The organism is Vibrio sp. 1CM2L (assembly GCF_023161695.1).
GTDB classification, from domain to species: Bacteria; Pseudomonadota; Gammaproteobacteria; order Enterobacterales; family Vibrionaceae; genus Vibrio; species Vibrio coralliirubri.
Genome location: NZ_JALNTT010000001.1, coordinates 751,311 through 768,149, shown reverse-complemented (window position 1 = coordinate 768,149; position 16,839 = coordinate 751,311). Strand labels below are relative to the sequence as shown.

The following is a 16,839-nucleotide window of genomic DNA, read 5'->3' as shown; positions in this document are numbered from 1 at the left end:
CAGTATCTCCCGACCGATGTTGAACATTATTCCAGAGGTGTTTTGTAGTTACTGTATGGGTTTGTCAGCGGAATCATTACATAGCTGAATGGATATGGTGAATACCGCCCCCTTTAAGGTTTGGCTCTGACCAACCTCCACAGTCGCGCTATGTTGAGCACAGATCTTTTCGACGATAGAAAGCCCTAAACCATGGCCGCTCTTGGCTTTGTTACGCGCTTTGTCGCCAACGTAAAACGGTTCAAACAGGCGAGCTTGATGCTCTTGTGCCACGCCATCACCATCATCATGTACCGCGATCTGTAGCTGATCTTGATGCACGCTTGCTTCAATCGACACTTGCGAACGTGCGAATTTCATTGCGTTACGTACTAGGTTATCTAGTGCTCGGTTGAGTAGCGTTTCATCCGCCATTATTGAGCTAGGTTGCTCAGGTAATGATAGTTCGATGCTGAGCTGAGTGTCTTTGTTCCAACGCGTCATGGCGTGGTTGAGAAAGTCTCGTATCTCTAATGGTTTTTGTAAGTTTTCTAGGTCAGTGCTATCGAGTTTGGCGTAATACAATAGCTCATCGACCATCTTTTCCATCTCTTCCGTGTCTTCGACAATACTCTCAATCGTGCTCTCTTGCTCTGCGTTTAGCTGGGTGTCTTTCAACATTTCAGCTTGCCACTGAATACGGAATATTGGCGTGCGCAGTTCATGAGCGACAGCATTAGTGAGTGAGCGATTACTTTCTACTAAGCGATGAATTCGGTCGGCCATTAGGTTGAAGGATTTGTTCAGGGAGCCAATCGCAATGCCACTTGAAGTCTCGGCTCGTGTCGAGAGATCGCCTTCCGCAAAACGCAGAGTGGCAGCCTCAAGCTTTTTAACTCGGCGAAAGATAATAAATAGATGACATAAGCCATATAAGATAAAGCTCGCTAAAAAGAATAACCAAATGAGGTCATCCTCCAACTCGATTTTTTGCCTAACGAACGCTTCACTGTTGGGGAGGTAGTGATAGGTATTGTCACTGCTTGCTAAGCGAAACCATAGGTCACGTTCATCATCGTGAAAAACAAAGGTATTCGGGTTAGTGCTGAAGAACTCTGAAACGGGGCTAGGTATTTCATCGTCTGGGCTGAATGTGACCAATTTATTTCGTGTGGTTTCTACAAACTGGTTTATCGCTTGATGAGCAGCTTCAAGGCCTTGATTTTTCGCTATATTTTCGATCAATTGCTGGTGGGCAGCCGCTTCGTAATCTTCCAGTACATATTCGTAGTCGGTATTGAGCTGATAGACGCTAATCTCGTAGGCGACAAGGCCGGCCATAAAGCAAACTAACAGCCCTATTAAGGACTCCAAAAAGATACGTCGCATAATCGCTCTCTTTTATTACGCTCGTATTGAGCGAGGTTAACGCCAGGCGGTCGAAACAAATAAGTAGCCTTTTCCGCGAATGGTCTGAATTTTCTCTGCTGGAGTGTGGTCGTCGCCAAGAATCTTTCTTAGGCGCACTATTTTATTATCAATCGTTCGATCGATTCCGTCGTACTCAATACCACGCAGCGTTTGTGTCAAATAGTCACGTGATAGCGGAGTATCAGGGTTGCTCGCTAATAACCAAAGTAGGTCGAACTCGCTGTCAGTTAGTGATAAAACGGCACCTGAAAGTTCACACTTCTTATAGGTGTTTTTCAGAACCAGTTGATCAAACTGAAGGTTGTCTGAGTCATCGACTGAAGCCGTATTGGCCTCTTGGCGGCGTAATAGCGAACGAACTCTGGCCAGCAGAACTCTTGGTTTGATTGGCTTGGTGACATAGTCATCAGCGCCTGTCTCTAAGCCTGCAACGTGGTCGAAATCATCATCGCTGGCGGTGAGCATTAAAATCTTACCTTTAAAGAGAGTGCGCGTCTGTCGGCATATTGTCAGTCCATCGGTTACAGGGAGCATTAAATCCAACAACACGATATCAGGCTGTTCGGCAAGGATGGTCTGCGCAGCATCACTGCCATCATCGAGTGTGGAAACATCAAAGTCCTGCGTAACAAAGTAATCCTTTAGCATTCGCTGAAGTTTCAAATCGTCTTCTACGATGATCATTTTAGGTTTTGTCATTCCATTCTCAGCCTTATCGTGTGTTTCATTTATTGAGATTACGTGAGGGAGCCTTTTTGAGTATCTAGTTATTGTGGCATACCCAATTTACAGGCCTTACGTAAAATACCTGACATGAATGATTAAACACTTTGTACGCTAGTTCAATGATGTTTTTGGATTTGTGTGAAAATAAAAAACAATGTTCAAAACGATATACATTCTCATACATTCGCATGACAGATGTTTTGGTCTTTAAATAATAGAATTTTCCCATCAAACATTTTGGGAATAACTGTATGAACGACTATAGAAATGCATTACTGGCGTTACCTTTGATTCTGTTAGCGGGCTGTAATTCAAGCTCTAACTCAGGTAAAGCTGCCACCAAAGCGCAAGAAAAACCTCAAGCGGATTACGTATTTTCATCAACGAAACTGGGTGAGTTGTATAAAGAGCGACAAGAGGTCCAAGAATCCATAAAGCTTGATTACAACGGCGTGCAGTATGAAACCGTTCTATTTGCGGAAGATATTAGTGATAAGCAAAAAGTGGTTAGGCTTGCGGATAGTTTAGGTCAAAGTGTGGATCTGTACCTCCCTGATGCAGGGGCTGACGATTGTGCGATTTACCACGAGGGTCATTTTTTTGATTCATTTGATTGTGGTGTTGCTCAACGCTCAATCGGCAATGACACCACGTTAATTAACACGACAACGAATACTCATAAACCCGTCGAGCTTGAGTATCACAATGAACTGGTTCAATACGTGACTAGCCTTGGGTCTACCATTTTGAGTAAATCTAAAAGTGGCAACAAGGTAACCATCACCACATCGTTTGCTTTCGACGCTTTTTACCGCGATGTGCTCAACGAGACTGGCGCTGTTGATCGAATTCGGTCGACTCTGGGTGCATCAACCTATTCTCAGCTTTTTGATATCGTGAAATTGTATCAAGGTAGCGAGATGACATTGAAGTTTACCAATCATATTGGTGGCAGCGCTGACGATGATATCAATATGTACACCGGGCGCATGATCCACAGTAACAACATGACGACGATCGTAACGCCTACGGGGTCGGTGTTCTCTGGCGGCACGGATCTTTTCGCTGCGGGTAACCCACGAGTTTTGCAACGAGCAGATACCACTAAAGCCATTGAGCTTAATAAGCAGGTTGGTGTGCACAGTTGGGCTGAGGATGATAAAACAGCCAAAGATTTCCCATACACAAATGAAAGCCATCGCAAGCAAGCGACCTACTTTAAAAAGGTAATGGGAGATACAGGAATCGACTTCTATATCTTTACGTTAGATTCTGCTCCAGCTTCTGGTGAACACTGGGTGACAAAGGCTGAGTCAGATAAATACGGTTTCATTACACGCATTGAGTAGCTTAGGGTCGTAATAACATTAGTAACGACTAGAGAAGGTTGGTGATGACGCTGTGGTCACCAATCTTTTTTGTGTCTGCTTGACTGAGATTTGCCGCGGTGACTTTAGATGTCCTCGATTCACGTCAACTTCATTCTCAAAATGAGAAAATTCAACTCTGCAATCATAACCTTCTGTTAAATATAGTTTTATTTTTAGGCACTATACTTGCTCCATTCCTCTTTACACGTTTATGGCTAGCTCAAAGAGGGAACATAATGAGAAATTGGAATTCAGTCATACTGCCCAGTTGTTTAATACCGTGTTTTGCGATGGCGCTGACAACTGCGGATCTTACCTTTGAATCTGGATCAGATGCGTCAAACTATTCTGCAAAAGGTAAACCCAACAATACCTATTCAATAGCCGATTCACTCCCACAAGATGTACTGACCAACGTCTATTCGATGCTCCCTGAAGGCAGTACGGTGAACAGTGCATTTATTGCGCCGGAGCGTTATTCGAGCATTGATATTGACGACGAGTTGAATGGTGCGGAGTACGCAACGGCGAAAATCACGTTCTTGAATGAAGGGGCGGGTTATCGAAATTCCCTCGGTTATTTTGTGTTTGACACTAACAACCCACCGGCGACCAAAGATGACATTAATGCGCATGTGATTGTGTTTCCCAATACGTCCGTTGCTAGTGTTGGTGAGATGCAGGAAGGTGACACGATTGATTTAAGTGTCCAACTTACCGCTGGCCAAACATTGGCTTTCTTCATTATCTCTAATGGTTGGGGTTGGGAGGGTTCTTATAACAATATCCCGTGGCTTGGCGGTTGGGGAACACCTTTTTACAGCTATCCATCGCTCAACCCAGAGGCGACCGCTGAATATCGAAGACACAATGTTGCCTTCCTCGATACAGAAAATGAGTTCTTAGTACTTGGCTTTGAGGATATTTATCGCCCTACCGGAGACAACGACTTTAATGATTTGATCTTCACTGTTGAAGTGACCCCATTTGCGGCTGTTGATGGGGTCAATGAAGATGGTACGACAGATTCTAAATACGAAGTGCTTGTGCAAGAGAACAATGAGGATGTGACAGTGACGTCGGTCTATCCAAGCTCGAACAGCTACGCAACGATCGCATTTGAAGATAATTGGCCCTTGAAAGGGGATTATGATTTCAATGATGTGGTGTGGCGTTACCGAGTGACAGAGCAACTCAATGGACAGCGAGAGCTTAAAAACCTAACCATAGATTATACACTTCAGGCGATGGGTGCAGGCTACTCTAATGGCTATGCCTTGAAGCTGCCGAACGTTCTGCCTGCTAACGTGGCATCCACAACGTTGACTCGAAATGGTGTTGCCGTTGGCCATACCATTCTCAAAGAGGGGAGCAGCGAAACGATTCTGATGGTGTCTGAAGATCTGAGAGTGGAGCTAGAAAACCTAGGTGAACTCACCGAAAGCTGCGTCTTCTACCGAACACAAAGCGCATGCTCTGAACAGCAAAATGCTGATGCTCTCAACTATCAATTGTATGTCGAGTTTACGTCTCCAGTATCGCGTGATGATATCGGCTATCCACCTTATGACTCATTCATTTTCGCGGCTGAAGATATGTACCACGGTGATTTTGTTGGCACTCCTCCAGGTATGACATGGCAAACTCACCTCAAAGCGTTTTCTGGCACCAGTGACATGAATAATGCCTTGTTCAATAGTCACGATGACCGTTCTTCGGGTTCTGAATCGTTTAAGACCAGCAACAACATGCCTTGGGTGATTAACATCCGTGACGAATGGGACCACCCTGTTGAGTATATAGACATCAGTGAAGCTTATACGTCGTTCCCTACATGGGTAACCAGTAGTGGTGAGACAGATGGCGAGTGGTACAAGGCATCGACCACCAATAAAGTTATTTCAGCGACGGACGAGTAGGAGAACACCATGAATTATACAATCAAACTATTCACCATCAGTTCTCTGCCTTTGTTAGTCGCAGCCTGTGGCGGCGGAGGTGGTGGGGGAAGCTCAAGTGCTGCGCCAGCTCAGACACCATCGGCCACGCCAACACCGGTTCAGACGCCCGCGTCTCCTGCTCAGCCTGCCGTTGCAGTGATAACCGACACTTCGGAGATTGTTGCACAAGCTGGGTTTTCGTTTGATGTCGGTGAGAAGATCAGTTTGTCGATGGATTACACGGGAACCACTCCGGGAGCGTTGCACTTGTATTCCGAGTCGGCATTTGTGATGAGTAACGGTGATGTTGTCGCAGACCCATTGTCTAGAATCACAACGGTATACCCAACTCAAATCGATGTGGTGGAATTAGAAGTGAATGGGAACTGGGATCAAATCTACGCTCGTTGGGTACCGATGAGCAGCAGTGAACAAGAGCAAAGTTGGGTAATTTCACTGGATCAATCGAGCAATAGTTACCACTTGGCTTTTTAGTTGAACCAACCACATCTTATTATCTCAATATTGGCGATAAAAATGAGAGCACCGAACTTACTTGTGGTGCTCTCGTTATAACTGATTTTCATTTTTACTCTTCATCAATCGCATCATCGACTTTCCCTCCCAATACACAAATAACGATGCCTATTCGTTGTGTCTCGCCCTGTTTCGGCACAGAAGATAAGCGGTTGAAGTTTGTTCAGAATAAGCAAAAACATTTGACCAATAACTATCACACCTCAAATCTTTAATTGTTTTCGTTAGTGCTCTAAATGATATTTAATTTATTGTTTTATAATGATTTTTGTTGTTTTGAATGCTGTATTGTTACGAGTTTGTTTTAAATAATCATTTGAACCCTAACTAAATTTCTGTCATTTTATATTTAACTGAACGTTCAATATAAAATAAAAGGACTGAGAAATGCCGAAGGTTGGGATGCCTGATATACGTAAACCACAGCTTGTTCAAGCCACCATGACGGTGATTGATCGAGTGGGTTTGCATGCCGCGAGTATTGCGTTGATCAGCAAAGAAGCGGGAGTCTCCACTGGCATTATTAATCACTATTTTGGCGGGAAGCATGGGCTGCTCGAAGAGACCATGCGTGAAATCCTTCGCCAACTTTCTAATACCATCACCACGTCACTAAAAGCACTTCCTGTTGATGCTCACCAACAGAGAATTAACGCGATCATCGATGGTAACTTCGAAGGTTACCAAGCAGAAAATAAGGTCGCGAAGGCGTGGTTGGCATTTTGGTCATATTCAATGCATGACGAGCAGCTGAAAAGACTGCAGCGTGTGAATGAAAAACGTTTGATTTCACACTTACGTCTTGAGTTGAAAGGTATTTTGAATCATGAACAAGCGGATCTCGTTGCTCACGGGATTGCGTCTCTGATTGATGGTTTGTGGCTGAGAGGCACACTAAACCCAGATGGTATCGATGCTCAAAAGGCGCGAGCCATCATCAATGATTATCTAGATAAACAACTTACGTTCTACTCGTGTCACAGCAAATAGATCGTAGTGGCAGCGCTAGGTCTAGACCTAGAGCAAGAACGACCGCTATTACACCCACTACTCACATATAGACCAGCAGAGTCTAATAACAATAATTAAGTCAGAATCTCAAATGGAAATGAACTCGTTATACATCGATGGCGCAGCGGTTAAAGCAACCTCTGGTGAAACCTTTGATAGCATTAACCCTGCCAACGGTGAACCTATCGCGACGTTAGGCCAAGCATCTTCAGCGGATGTCGACAGTGCTATTGAATCTGCGAAGCGCGGATTTGCGGTATGGTCTGCAATGACCGCTGTGGAACGCAGCCGTATTCTGTTGAAGGCAGTGGAAATACTTAGAGCTCGAAATAATGACCTTGCAAACCTTGAGGTTGTTGATACGGGCAAGCCGCTGCAAGAAGCAATTGAAGTGGATGTGGCGTCTGGCGCTGATGTTATTGAATACTTTGCTGGCTTGGCTCCAACGCTACAAGGCGACCAACAGCCGCTGAGTGAATCTCAATTTTTCTACACTCGCCGCGAACCGCTAGGCATCTGTGCGGGCATTGGCGCGTGGAACTACCCTATTCAAATCGCGATGTGGAAATCGGCTCCAGCATTGGCTGCGGGTAACGCGATGATTTTCAAACCTTCAGAAGAAACGCCGCTAACGGCGCTCAAACTTGCTGAGATATTTACCGAAGCTGGTCTTCCTGATGGCGTGTTCAACGTGGTTCAGGGCGATTACCGTGTTGGTCAGATGCTAACGGCGCACCCAGACATCGCGAAAGTGTCGTTCACGGGCGAAACCGGTACCGGTAAAGCGGTAATGTCAGATAGCGCTAAAACGCTGAAATCGGTCACCATGGAACTTGGCGGCAAGTCACCAATGATCGTGTTTGATGATGCGAAATTGGATGATGCAGTGTCAGCTTCGATGGTCGCAAACTTCTACACCCAAGGCGAAGTGTGTACTAATGGTACTCGTGTTTATGTACATGAAAACATCTACAACGCATTCATCGACCAACTTAAGACACGCACTGAGAAGCTGATCATTGGTAACCCAATGGATATGGAGACTCAGATCGGCGCGTTGATTTCTAAAGACCACCTTTCAAAAGTCCTTGAAGCAATTGAGCTAGCTAAGCAGTCGGGTGCAACCTTGCTGACGGGCGGCTATCAAGTGACAGATAACGGCCTCGAAAACGGCAACTTTGTTATCCCAACCGTGTTTGTGGATTGCGAAGACAACATGCCTCACGTTCAACAAGAGATCTTCGGCCCTGTGATGTCAGTGTTGAAGTTTTCGGACGAAGACGATGTGATTCGCCGCGCTAACGACACCAAATATGGCCTTGCGGCTGGTGTGTTCACGCAAAATCTTTCTCGTGCGCACCGTGTTATTCATCAAATGCAGGCAGGTATTTGTTGGGTGAACACGTGGGGCGACTCACCAGCAGAAATGCCGGTTGGTGGTTACAAGCTTTCAGGTATTGGCCGTGAAAATGGACCAGAAACCCTACTTCACTATACGCAGACTAAGAGCATTCTTATTGAACTTGGCGACTACGCCAGCCCTTATGCCTAACGCGTAACACTCAATTTTATGGGTTAGCTTAATAGAGCTAGCCCTACTGACTCATCTCAGGGAAATCAAAACATGGAACAACGCTACGATTATATTATCGTCGGCGCGGGTTCGGCCGGCTGTGTGTTAGCGGATAGGCTAACGGAAAGCGGTGAACATAGCGTTTTATTACTGGAAGCTGGTGGTACGGATAAGAGTATTTTTATCCAGATGCCAACCGCACTTTCTTACCCAATGAATACTGAAAAGTACGCTTGGCAATTTGAAACAGAGCAAGAACCGGGTCTTGATGGACGCGAACTGCACTGCCCACGTGGCAAAGTGTTAGGCGGCAGCTCATCGATCAACGGCATGGTTTATGTTCGTGGCCACGCGTGTGATTTTGACCAATGGGAAGAAGAGGGCGCAGCGGGTTGGAACTACCAAGCATGCCTGCCTTATTTCCGCCGTGCTGAATCATGGAACAAAGGCGGTGATGAATACCGTGGTGACAATGGCCCTGTCGGCACTTGTAACGGTAACGATATGGAGCTCAACCCGCTTTACCAAGCGTTTATCGATGCAGGTAAAGACGCTGGCTACCCAGAAACCAACGATTACAACGGCTACCAGCAAGAAGGCTTCGGTACTATGCATATGACGGTAGACAAGGGTGTTAGAGCCTCAACCTCTAATGCTTATCTACGTCGAGCATTGAAGCGTTCAAACCTAACCTTAAAGAAAGGCATCGTGGCGCGTCGTTTCTTACTTGAAGGACAAGACTCAAATGGTCAATCGGGCTTGAAAGCGGTCGGTGTCGAGTTTGAAAAGTCAGGCAATACCCAGGTGGCTGTGGCGAATAAAGAAGTGATCTCTTCTGCGGGCTCTATTGGTTCTGTTCAACTGCTTCAACTTTCTGGTATCGGCCCGAAAGCCGTGCTTGAAAAGGCCGGCGTTGAGCTTAAACACGAACTGAGTGGTGTCGGTGAAAACCTTCAAGACCACCTAGAAGTTTACTTCCAATATCACTGTAACGAACCTATCACACTCAACAGCAAGCTTGGCTTGGTGAGCAAGGGCATGATTGGCGCGGAATGGATTCTGACTCGCAAAGGCCTTGGTGCCACTAACCACTTTGAATCGTGCGCGTTCATTCGTTCTCGCAAAGGATTGAAGTGGCCAAACATTCAATATCACTTCCTGCCAGCTGCGATGCGTTACGACGGACAAGCGGCCTTTGATGGTCACGGTTTCCAAGTACACGTTGGGCCTAATAAGCCAGAAAGTCGCGGTACGGTTGCGATCACTTCTGCTGACCCGCATGCCAAGCCAGAGATCATTTTCAACTACATCTCGACTGAGCAAGACCGCCAAGATTGGCGTGATTGTATTCGTCTGACACGCGAGATTTTGTCTCAACCAGCAATGGATGCTTACCGAGGTGAAGAGATTCAGCCAGGTCTAAGTGTTACGTCAGATGAAGCAATCGACGAATGGGTTAAACAGAACGTGGAAAGTGCGTATCACCCTTCATGTGGCTGCAAAATGGGCGCTGATGATGACCCAATGGCAGTGCTTGATGAAGAGTGTCGCGTTCGCGGCATTGATAATCTGCGTGTTGTCGACTCATCTGTTTTCCCTGTTATTCCGAACGGAAACTTGAACGCCCCGACCATCATGGTGGCTGAGCGTGCTTCCGATTTGATTTTGGGTAAGCCAATGCTCAAAGAGCAGGACGTTCCAGTGTGGATTGCACCTGAATGGCAAGAGAAGCAAAGAATCAATAAACCAGTAAGAGAAGCGTAAGCCTCTGTTATTAAAATAAAAATAATAAACGCAGAAATAATAAAAAAAGTAACAACCAAAATTAGTCAAAAGTCAGCAAAACTGCCCTGATTAGTATGAGTTAGGGCAGAAAAAGGAAAGATAAAAAGGAATCATTATGACGACTCAACATAAGCAAACCGCTACAAAAAAGGTATTAGCAACATTAGCCATCAGTTCATTTGCATTTGGTGCTAACGCTTCTATTGAACCACAACAATGTGAAAACGTCCGCTTCGCTGATGTAGGCTGGACTGACATTACCGCAACAACCGCCGTTACTTCTGAACTATTAAAAGGCCTTGGTTACAAAACCAAAACCGACCTACTTTCAGTACCGGTGACTTACTCTTCAATGGCAAACGGCGATATTGACGTATTCCTAGGTAACTGGATGCCAACCATGGAAGGCGATATTGCTAAGTACCGCGAAGAGGGCACGGTTGAAACCGTTCGTGCCAACCTTGAAGGCGCAAAATACACACTAGCTGTACCAAAATACGTGTACGACTCTGGTGTGAAAAGCTTCGCCGACCTAGCAAAACATGCCGACAAATTTAAAGACCGCATCTACGGCATCGAGCCGGGTAACGACGGTAACCGCCTAATCCAATCAATGATTGATTCTGACGCGTTTGGCTTGAAAGATTTCAGCTTAGTGGAATCAAGTGAAGCGGGCATGGTGTCTCAAGTATCTCGTGCAGCACGCCGTAGCCAATGGATTGTTTACCTTGGTTGGGCTCCGCACCCGATGAACAGCAATGTTGAAATGGAATACCTTTCAGGCGGTGACGACTTCTTCGGCCCTAACTACGGTGGTGCGAATGTTTACACTAACGTTCGTTCAAACTACCTGTCTGAGTGTGCAAACGTCGGTCAACTTCTACAAAACCTAGAATTCACTCTAGAGATGGAAAACCAGTTGATGGAAGAGATTCTTAACCAAAAAGTGAAGCCAGAAAAAGCGGCTCAACAGTGGTTGAACAACAACCCTCAACAAGTTGAAGCTTGGTTAGACAACGTAAAAACGCATAAGGGTGAATCAGCGACTCAAGCCGTTACTGAATACCTAAAGCAAGTTAAAGCATAGTTCTACCTATCTCAACAGCTACATAAATAATAAAGGTGGGCTTGCCAATTTATCGATTGGTTTGAAGTAGCCCACCCATAATAAAAGGCAATATTGTGAATTTTATTACGGAAAACAAAATCCCTGTCGGACAATGGATGGAAGCGGGTGTTGATTGGCTAACAATCAACGCAGCAGGATTCTTTGACGCTATTTCGATTTTTCTAGAAACCGTCATTATGTTTTTAGTCGATATATTTAAGTGGATGCCGCCTGCACTGCCAATCGTGATTACTGCTGCGATTGCATGGTATTTACACCGTAAACCTTCGCTAGTGATCTTTGTGGTCGCGGCACTGCTGACTATTCTTAACCTCGGCTACTGGCAAGAAATGCTGGAAACCTTTGTTCTCGTCTTTGCGGCGACAACGATTTCCGTGTTAATTGGCGTACCGGTTGGCATCATGGCTGCCCACCGTCCTTGGCTCTATACGATGTTGCGCCCAATTCTCGATTTAATGCAGACCGTTCCGACGTTTGTGTATCTGATTCCAACTCTGGTTCTATTCGGTTTAGGCATCGTGCCTGGCTTAATCTCGACCATTATTTTCGCAATAGCTGCACCAATTCGTTTGACCTACTTAGGGGTAACGAAAGTCCCTGAAGAGCTGATTGAAGCGGGTAAAGCCTTTGGTGCAAGTCGCATGAAGTTACTGCTCAAAGTTGAATTACCTGCCGCTCTGCCAAGCATCATGGCGGGTGTCACCCAATGCATTATGTTGTCGCTTTCGATGGTGGTTATCGCCGCTCTTGTTGGTGCTGACGGGCTTGGTAAACCTGTTGTTCGTGCATTGAACACAGTGAACATCTCACAAGGTTTTGAAGCCGGATTAGCGATTGTTTTAGTCGCAATCATCCTTGACCGCTTGTGCAAAACACCAAACCAGAAGGAAGCTTAATCATGTCTATCTCTCAGGAACAAAAGGCAATGGACGCGATTACCATTAAAAACCTTGATGTTGTGTTTGGTAACAAAGCCAATCAAGCGCTTGAGCTACTCGATCAAGGTAAAACTCGCCAAGATATCATCGATGAAACAGGTCAAGTTGTCGGCGTAGACAATGTGTCGCTGACGGTTGAAGAAGGCGAGATCTGTGTATTGATGGGTTTGTCTGGTTCTGGTAAATCATCTTTGCTTCGCGCAGTTAACGGCTTGAACGAGATCAGCCGTGGTTCACTGACAATCAAAGACGGTGACCAACAAGTCGATTTAGCACAGTGTGATGAAGCGACTCTGCGTCATCTACGTACTCACCGTGTATCCATGGTTTTCCAAAAGTTTGCTTTGATGCCATGGCTTAACGTATTAGACAACGTGGCGTTTGGTCTTGAAATGCAGGGAGTAGCAAAAGATGTTCGTCGTGTAAAAGCGCGTGAACAATTGGAAATGGTTGGTCTAGCGGAATGGGAAACTAAATTCCCTCATGAGCTTTCTGGCGGTATGCAGCAACGTGTTGGTTTGGCGCGTGCGTTCGCTATGGACACCGACATTCTATTGATGGATGAACCGTTCTCGGCGCTTGACCCATTGATTCGTGCTCAACTGCAAGATGAACTGATCATGTTGCAAAACAAACTCAACAAAACGATTCTGTTCGTGAGTCACGACCTAGATGAAGCACTGAAGATTGGTAACAACATCGCGATCATGGAGTCAGGAAAGCTGATTCAACACGGTAAGCCTGAAGAGATCGTGTTGACGCCAAAAACAGAATACGTAAAAGACTTCGTTGCTCACACCAATCCATTGAATGTACTTAAAGGTCGCTCTTTGATGCAGCCTCTTGATTCACTGACGCAAGAGAATGAAAGCTGGAAGATCTGCGATTCTAAAGATCTCTGGATTGAACAGAATGAAGGTGCTTTATCAGTAAAAGGTGAATCTACTTTGGCGCTTGTCGAGTGGAGCGAATCTGACGACCTAACCGCGATCAGCGCGTCGAGTGTGGTCGTGGCAAGTCCGGAAATTGGCATGCGTGATGCGATTAAGCTCAAGCAGATCAGTAACCATCCGATTTTGCTGGTTGAAGACAATCAATTGGTTGGGATCTTGGATAACAGCGAGTTCTACAACGCGCTGACAGGTAATTTTCAACTAAACAGTGCTGCTTAGTCTTTTGAACTAAAATAGTCAGATATCGAAACATTTAATAGGTAGTGGGGCCATCACAATCTCCCTACCTATTTGACTGCTCTGCTTTTTATTTGTTAACGACTTCTGGCTTTTTGTTACCTTGTTAGCCGATATAAGAGCGAAAATCGTGACTCATTGAGCAAAAGTGTTGCCCTGCGCAAATTCAGAGGCATAGAAAAGATTGAGAATAGTATGAACATCAGTACAATGCGGAAAAATTAATGACGTAATTTATCAATTTACAGTGTAATTTGAGCGGTCCTGACTCCGATTTCATGAGAGTTCTTCGCTTCGACACTGTAAAACCACTCACAGTATATTAGTACAAAGGTCTGCATCTTGGACAAACATGACGAAATCCTAGTCGCTATTCGACAAATTATTCGCGCTATCGATTTACACTCGAAAAAGCTGAGTAAAGAGTATGGTTTGACTGGCCCTCAATTAATTCTAATGAGAGCAATCCAAGAAATGGGTAATGTGACGATCAAAGAATTGTCTAATCACACCAATGTAAGCCAAGCCACCACAACCACGATCATCGATCGCTTGGAACTGAATGGCTATGTACAACGTGTTCGCAGCTCGTCAGATCGCCGCAAAGTACACGCAAACCTGACAGAAAAAGGTCAAGAGTTGCTAAACAATGCGCCGCCACCGCTGCAAGATAACTTCGTTAAAAAATTCCAAAACCTAGAGCCGTGGGAGCAAAGCTTACTGCTTTCTTCAATGCAGCGAGTATCATCAATGATGAACGCAGAAGACATTGACGCCGCTCCAGTACTTCAGCTTGAAGGCATTGCAAACGTAGCTAAGAGCTAACGTTACTTATGAATTGTTCATTTAGAACAACAACTTAAATAATTGTCAAATGGTCGCATTAAGCGGCCATTTTTGATCCTACCATTTAAAATCTCTATTTGCCTTGCGTGTTAGTTACGCTTTCTTATTTTAAATTCCCCTGACTTTTTGCCCCGTTTGTAGCCGCCTCATTGGATTGTAATCAAAACTCCATTGACGATTCTCTGACAATAAAACACTAGACCGACCGGTCTGTTGTGTATTATTGTGTGCTCATCTTAACCACGAGGTGATGTATGAAACACGAATTGACGCCAACACAAATGACCATGACGTTGAACAGCATGCAGGGAGCTTTTGCACAGAAACCGATGCCGGCGATATCGGAGAGAATTGAGCAGCTGCTCGCACTTAAATCTGCGCTTATCGATTACACAGATCGTTTGTGTGTAGCCGTGAGTGAGGACTATGGTCACCGTAGCCGACAAGACACTTTGATGGCTGACATATTGCCTTGTATCGGAAATATTGATCACAGCATTGAATGTTTGCCTCATTGGTCGACATCTTCAATTCGTCATTCCGGACCATTACTTTCAACCTCTCGTGTTGAGGTGGTTTATCAACCCAAAGGCGTCGTAGGGATTATTGCTCCGTGGAATTTCCCGATCATGTTATCCGTCGGCCCGCTTATTTCGGCGCTGGCTGCGGGCAATCGCGCCATGATCAAGATGAGCGAATTCACCCCAGCCACGAACCAAGTATTAACAGCGCTATTGGCGGAAGTTTTCCATGCCGATGAGGTGTGCTTGGTTGAAGGTGAGGTAGAAATCGCAGCCGCATTTTCGGCGATGCCGTTTGATCATCTTCTGTTTACGGGTTCAACCCAAGTGGGTCGCCAAGTGATGAAGTCAGCGGCTGATACGCTAACCCCAGTCACGCTAGAGCTGGGTGGAAAGTCGCCGGTTATCGTGGCAGAAGACATGCCGATTGATATTGCGGTAGAGCGAATCATTTATGGCAAGAGCCTAAACAACGGCCAAGTCTGTGTCGCTCCAGATTATGTGCTACTCCCTGAAGATAAGCTCGAAGCCTTCATTCTGGAGTACAAAAAACAATACCAACAGCTGTTTGATGAAGGGATCTACTCTGAGAGTTTAACCTCGCTCATTAACCCTCGCCAATGTGATCGTATTGCTGGTTTATTGAATGAAGAGCAGGAAGCAGGGACACGAATCGTTGCTTGCCATGATGAAGCGATGGACTTAGACACTCATCGCTTGGTGACACATTTGATCGTTGAACCAAGCCTGTCATCCAAAGTGATGAACGAAGAAATTTTCGGCCCATTATTACCTTTGATTACGTATCGCAATGTCGAAGAGGCGTTCCAAGTCATCAATAGTAAACCAAGGCCGTTAGCACTTTATCTGATGAGCTTTGATTTGAGCTTACAGGCTCAGGTTAAGCACCAAGTTCACTCCGGTGGCATGTGTATTAATGACTGTGTTTTCCATTTAGCGGTTGATGACGCGCCGTTTGGTGGCATTGGTGAATCAGGTCAGGGCAACTATCACGGCAAAGAAGGTTTCCTGACTTTCTCCCACGCCAAAACAGTCTTGGAAACGGGTTTAGATCATCGAGTTAAGCATCTGTTTTCAAAAGAAGACAACGAATTAAAAACAGCAGTGATGGGCATGCTTGGCCAGTAAATCATTGTTGGTATGACACTGTTTATTTTTCAAAAAGTTATTTTCACGAAATTATTTTAAGAGGTTACTTTTATGTTGGAACGTTTTTTTGAACGTACGATCAAATCGTATTTGATGATCACCGGTTTCTTAACAGCGACGGCTTTTTCCACTTTCCTAGCGCCAGATTGGAGTATGCAGACGCTGTTCTCATACAACGATACCATGATGGAAAACAAAGAGTACTTGCTGGGTACTTATCAACACTGGGGTGTGATGGTTGGCTGTATTGGTGTGTTGTTGATGTTCTCGGCGAAGTACAAATCGCTGCGAACTTCGACGATGATTTACAGCGCATTTGAGAAGTCGATGTTTGTTGGCATCTTCTTATACAACGTGTGTATCAACGATTATGAGTGGTTCTATGGCTGGAGCGGCGTGTTTGCGCTCGATGGATTTGTGACCGTTTATTCTTTGGTTTATCTGTACTACTACCTCACTAGAGATAAGAGCAAGGTCCCAGCTCACCTTCGTTAATCGTTAACCGTTTGTGAGTTGCTCAGGGTGAGTCAATGACACTTCTTTAATGATCAATAGTTTACTTATGACAATAGCCCGCACTTGCGGGCTTTTTTCGTTTTGAGGTAATGATCCATAAAGATCTTAATTGACATATCTTTGACATTTACACCCTAGACCGACCGGTTTGTTTTGGTTATTGTTTAGTCATCAACT

The 16,839-nt window shown here is 45.2% G+C and carries 14 protein-coding genes; 12 read left to right on the top strand and 2 right to left on the bottom strand.

Annotation, left to right across the window (positions count from 1 at the left end):
* Positions 1–48 precede the first annotated feature (48 nt).
* Together MSG34_RS03225 and MSG34_RS03220 are read right to left on the bottom strand one after the other, a co-directional pair.
* Positions 49–1,368, bottom strand: a complete 1,320-nt coding sequence (locus MSG34_RS03225) for an ATP-binding protein (protein ID WP_248336272.1) — start codon at positions 1,366–1,368, stop codon at positions 49–51.
* Between the two features lie 36 nt (positions 1,369–1,404).
* Positions 1,405–2,109: a response regulator gene (locus MSG34_RS03220; RefSeq protein WP_048610257.1), complete on the bottom strand. Its 705-nt coding sequence runs from the start codon at positions 2,107–2,109 to the stop codon at positions 1,405–1,407.
* Between the two features lie 278 nt (positions 2,110–2,387).
* On the opposite strand from MSG34_RS03220, the gene MSG34_RS03215 reads away from it, so the two are divergent.
* The 12 genes from MSG34_RS03215 (at position 2,388) to MSG34_RS03160 (ending at position 16,641) form a co-directional block, all read left to right on the top strand.
* Positions 2,388–3,485 (top strand): alpha/beta hydrolase, encoded by a 1,098-nt coding sequence (locus MSG34_RS03215; protein WP_248336271.1) that lies wholly within the window; start codon positions 2,388–2,390, stop codon positions 3,483–3,485.
* A 257-nt stretch (positions 3,486–3,742) separates the two neighbouring features.
* Positions 3,743–5,425, top strand: a complete 1,683-nt coding sequence (locus tag MSG34_RS03210) for an LruC domain-containing protein (protein ID WP_248336270.1) — start codon at positions 3,743–3,745, stop codon at positions 5,423–5,425.
* Between the two features lie 9 nt (positions 5,426–5,434).
* Positions 5,435–5,941 (top strand): hypothetical protein, encoded by a 507-nt coding sequence (locus MSG34_RS03205; RefSeq protein ID WP_248336269.1) that lies wholly within the window; start codon positions 5,435–5,437, stop codon positions 5,939–5,941.
* A gap of 429 nt (positions 5,942–6,370) precedes the next feature.
* Entirely contained in the window at positions 6,371–6,973 is a 603-nt protein-coding gene (gene betI, locus MSG34_RS03200) for a transcriptional regulator BetI (protein ID WP_004732441.1), read from the top strand.
* A gap of 112 nt (positions 6,974–7,085) precedes the next feature.
* Positions 7,086–8,546: a betaine-aldehyde dehydrogenase gene (gene betB / locus MSG34_RS03195; protein ID WP_086968942.1), complete on the top strand. Its 1,461-nt coding sequence runs from the start codon at positions 7,086–7,088 to the stop codon at positions 8,544–8,546.
* 72 nt (positions 8,547–8,618) lie between these two features.
* Positions 8,619–10,331, top strand: coding sequence for a choline dehydrogenase (betA, locus tag MSG34_RS03190; protein WP_248336268.1), 1,713 nt, complete (start codon positions 8,619–8,621; stop codon positions 10,329–10,331).
* Between the two features lie 136 nt (positions 10,332–10,467).
* Entirely contained in the window at positions 10,468–11,439 is a 972-nt protein-coding gene (locus tag MSG34_RS03185) for a choline ABC transporter substrate-binding protein (protein WP_017070132.1), read from the top strand.
* A gap of 95 nt (positions 11,440–11,534) precedes the next feature.
* The gene (gene choW / locus MSG34_RS03180; RefSeq protein ID WP_248336267.1) at positions 11,535–12,377 is read left to right on the top strand and encodes a choline ABC transporter permease subunit; all 843 of its coding nucleotides are present in this window, start codon (positions 11,535–11,537) and stop codon (positions 12,375–12,377) included.
* Between the two features lie 2 nt (positions 12,378–12,379).
* Positions 12,380–13,591, top strand: coding sequence for a choline ABC transporter ATP-binding protein (gene choV, locus MSG34_RS03175; protein ID WP_248336266.1), 1,212 nt, complete (start codon positions 12,380–12,382; stop codon positions 13,589–13,591).
* Positions 13,592–13,951: 360 nt separating this feature from the next.
* Positions 13,952–14,434, top strand: coding sequence for a MarR family winged helix-turn-helix transcriptional regulator (locus MSG34_RS03170; RefSeq protein ID WP_017061075.1), 483 nt, complete (start codon positions 13,952–13,954; stop codon positions 14,432–14,434).
* Positions 14,435–14,709: 275 nt separating this feature from the next.
* The gene (locus tag MSG34_RS03165) at positions 14,710–16,125 is read left to right on the top strand and encodes a coniferyl aldehyde dehydrogenase (RefSeq protein ID WP_248336265.1); all 1,416 of its coding nucleotides are present in this window, start codon (positions 14,710–14,712) and stop codon (positions 16,123–16,125) included.
* 72 nt (positions 16,126–16,197) lie between these two features.
* Entirely contained in the window at positions 16,198–16,641 is a 444-nt protein-coding gene (locus MSG34_RS03160; RefSeq protein WP_017070129.1) for a hypothetical protein, read from the top strand.
* Positions 16,642–16,839: the final 198 nt, after the last annotated feature.

What these genes read in the sequence shown, in the direction of transcription:
- betA (WP_248336268.1), top strand. Translation starts at nt 8,619, where the DNA reads ATGGAACAACGCTACGATTATATTATCGTCGGCGCGGGTTCGGCCGGC.
- MSG34_RS03215 (WP_248336271.1), top strand. Translation starts at nt 2,388, where the DNA reads ATGAACGACTATAGAAATGCATTACTGGCGTTACCTTTGATTCTGTTA.
- MSG34_RS03225 (WP_248336272.1), bottom strand. Translation starts at nt 1,368, where the DNA reads ATGCGACGTATCTTTTTGGAGTCCTTAATAGGGCTGTTAGTTTGCTTT.
- betI (WP_004732441.1), top strand. Translation starts at nt 6,371, where the DNA reads ATGCCGAAGGTTGGGATGCCTGATATACGTAAACCACAGCTTGTTCAA.
- MSG34_RS03205 (WP_248336269.1), top strand. Translation starts at nt 5,435, where the DNA reads ATGAATTATACAATCAAACTATTCACCATCAGTTCTCTGCCTTTGTTA.
- MSG34_RS03220 (WP_048610257.1), bottom strand. Translation starts at nt 2,109, where the DNA reads ATGACAAAACCTAAAATGATCATCGTAGAAGACGATTTGAAACTTCAG.
- MSG34_RS03165 (WP_248336265.1), top strand. Translation starts at nt 14,710, where the DNA reads ATGAAACACGAATTGACGCCAACACAAATGACCATGACGTTGAACAGC.
- betB (WP_086968942.1), top strand. Translation starts at nt 7,086, where the DNA reads ATGGAAATGAACTCGTTATACATCGATGGCGCAGCGGTTAAAGCAACC.
- choV (WP_248336266.1), top strand. Translation starts at nt 12,380, where the DNA reads ATGTCTATCTCTCAGGAACAAAAGGCAATGGACGCGATTACCATTAAA.
- MSG34_RS03185 (WP_017070132.1), top strand. Translation starts at nt 10,468, where the DNA reads ATGACGACTCAACATAAGCAAACCGCTACAAAAAAGGTATTAGCAACA.
- MSG34_RS03160 (WP_017070129.1), top strand. Translation starts at nt 16,198, where the DNA reads ATGTTGGAACGTTTTTTTGAACGTACGATCAAATCGTATTTGATGATC.
- MSG34_RS03210 (WP_248336270.1), top strand. Translation starts at nt 3,743, where the DNA reads ATGAGAAATTGGAATTCAGTCATACTGCCCAGTTGTTTAATACCGTGT.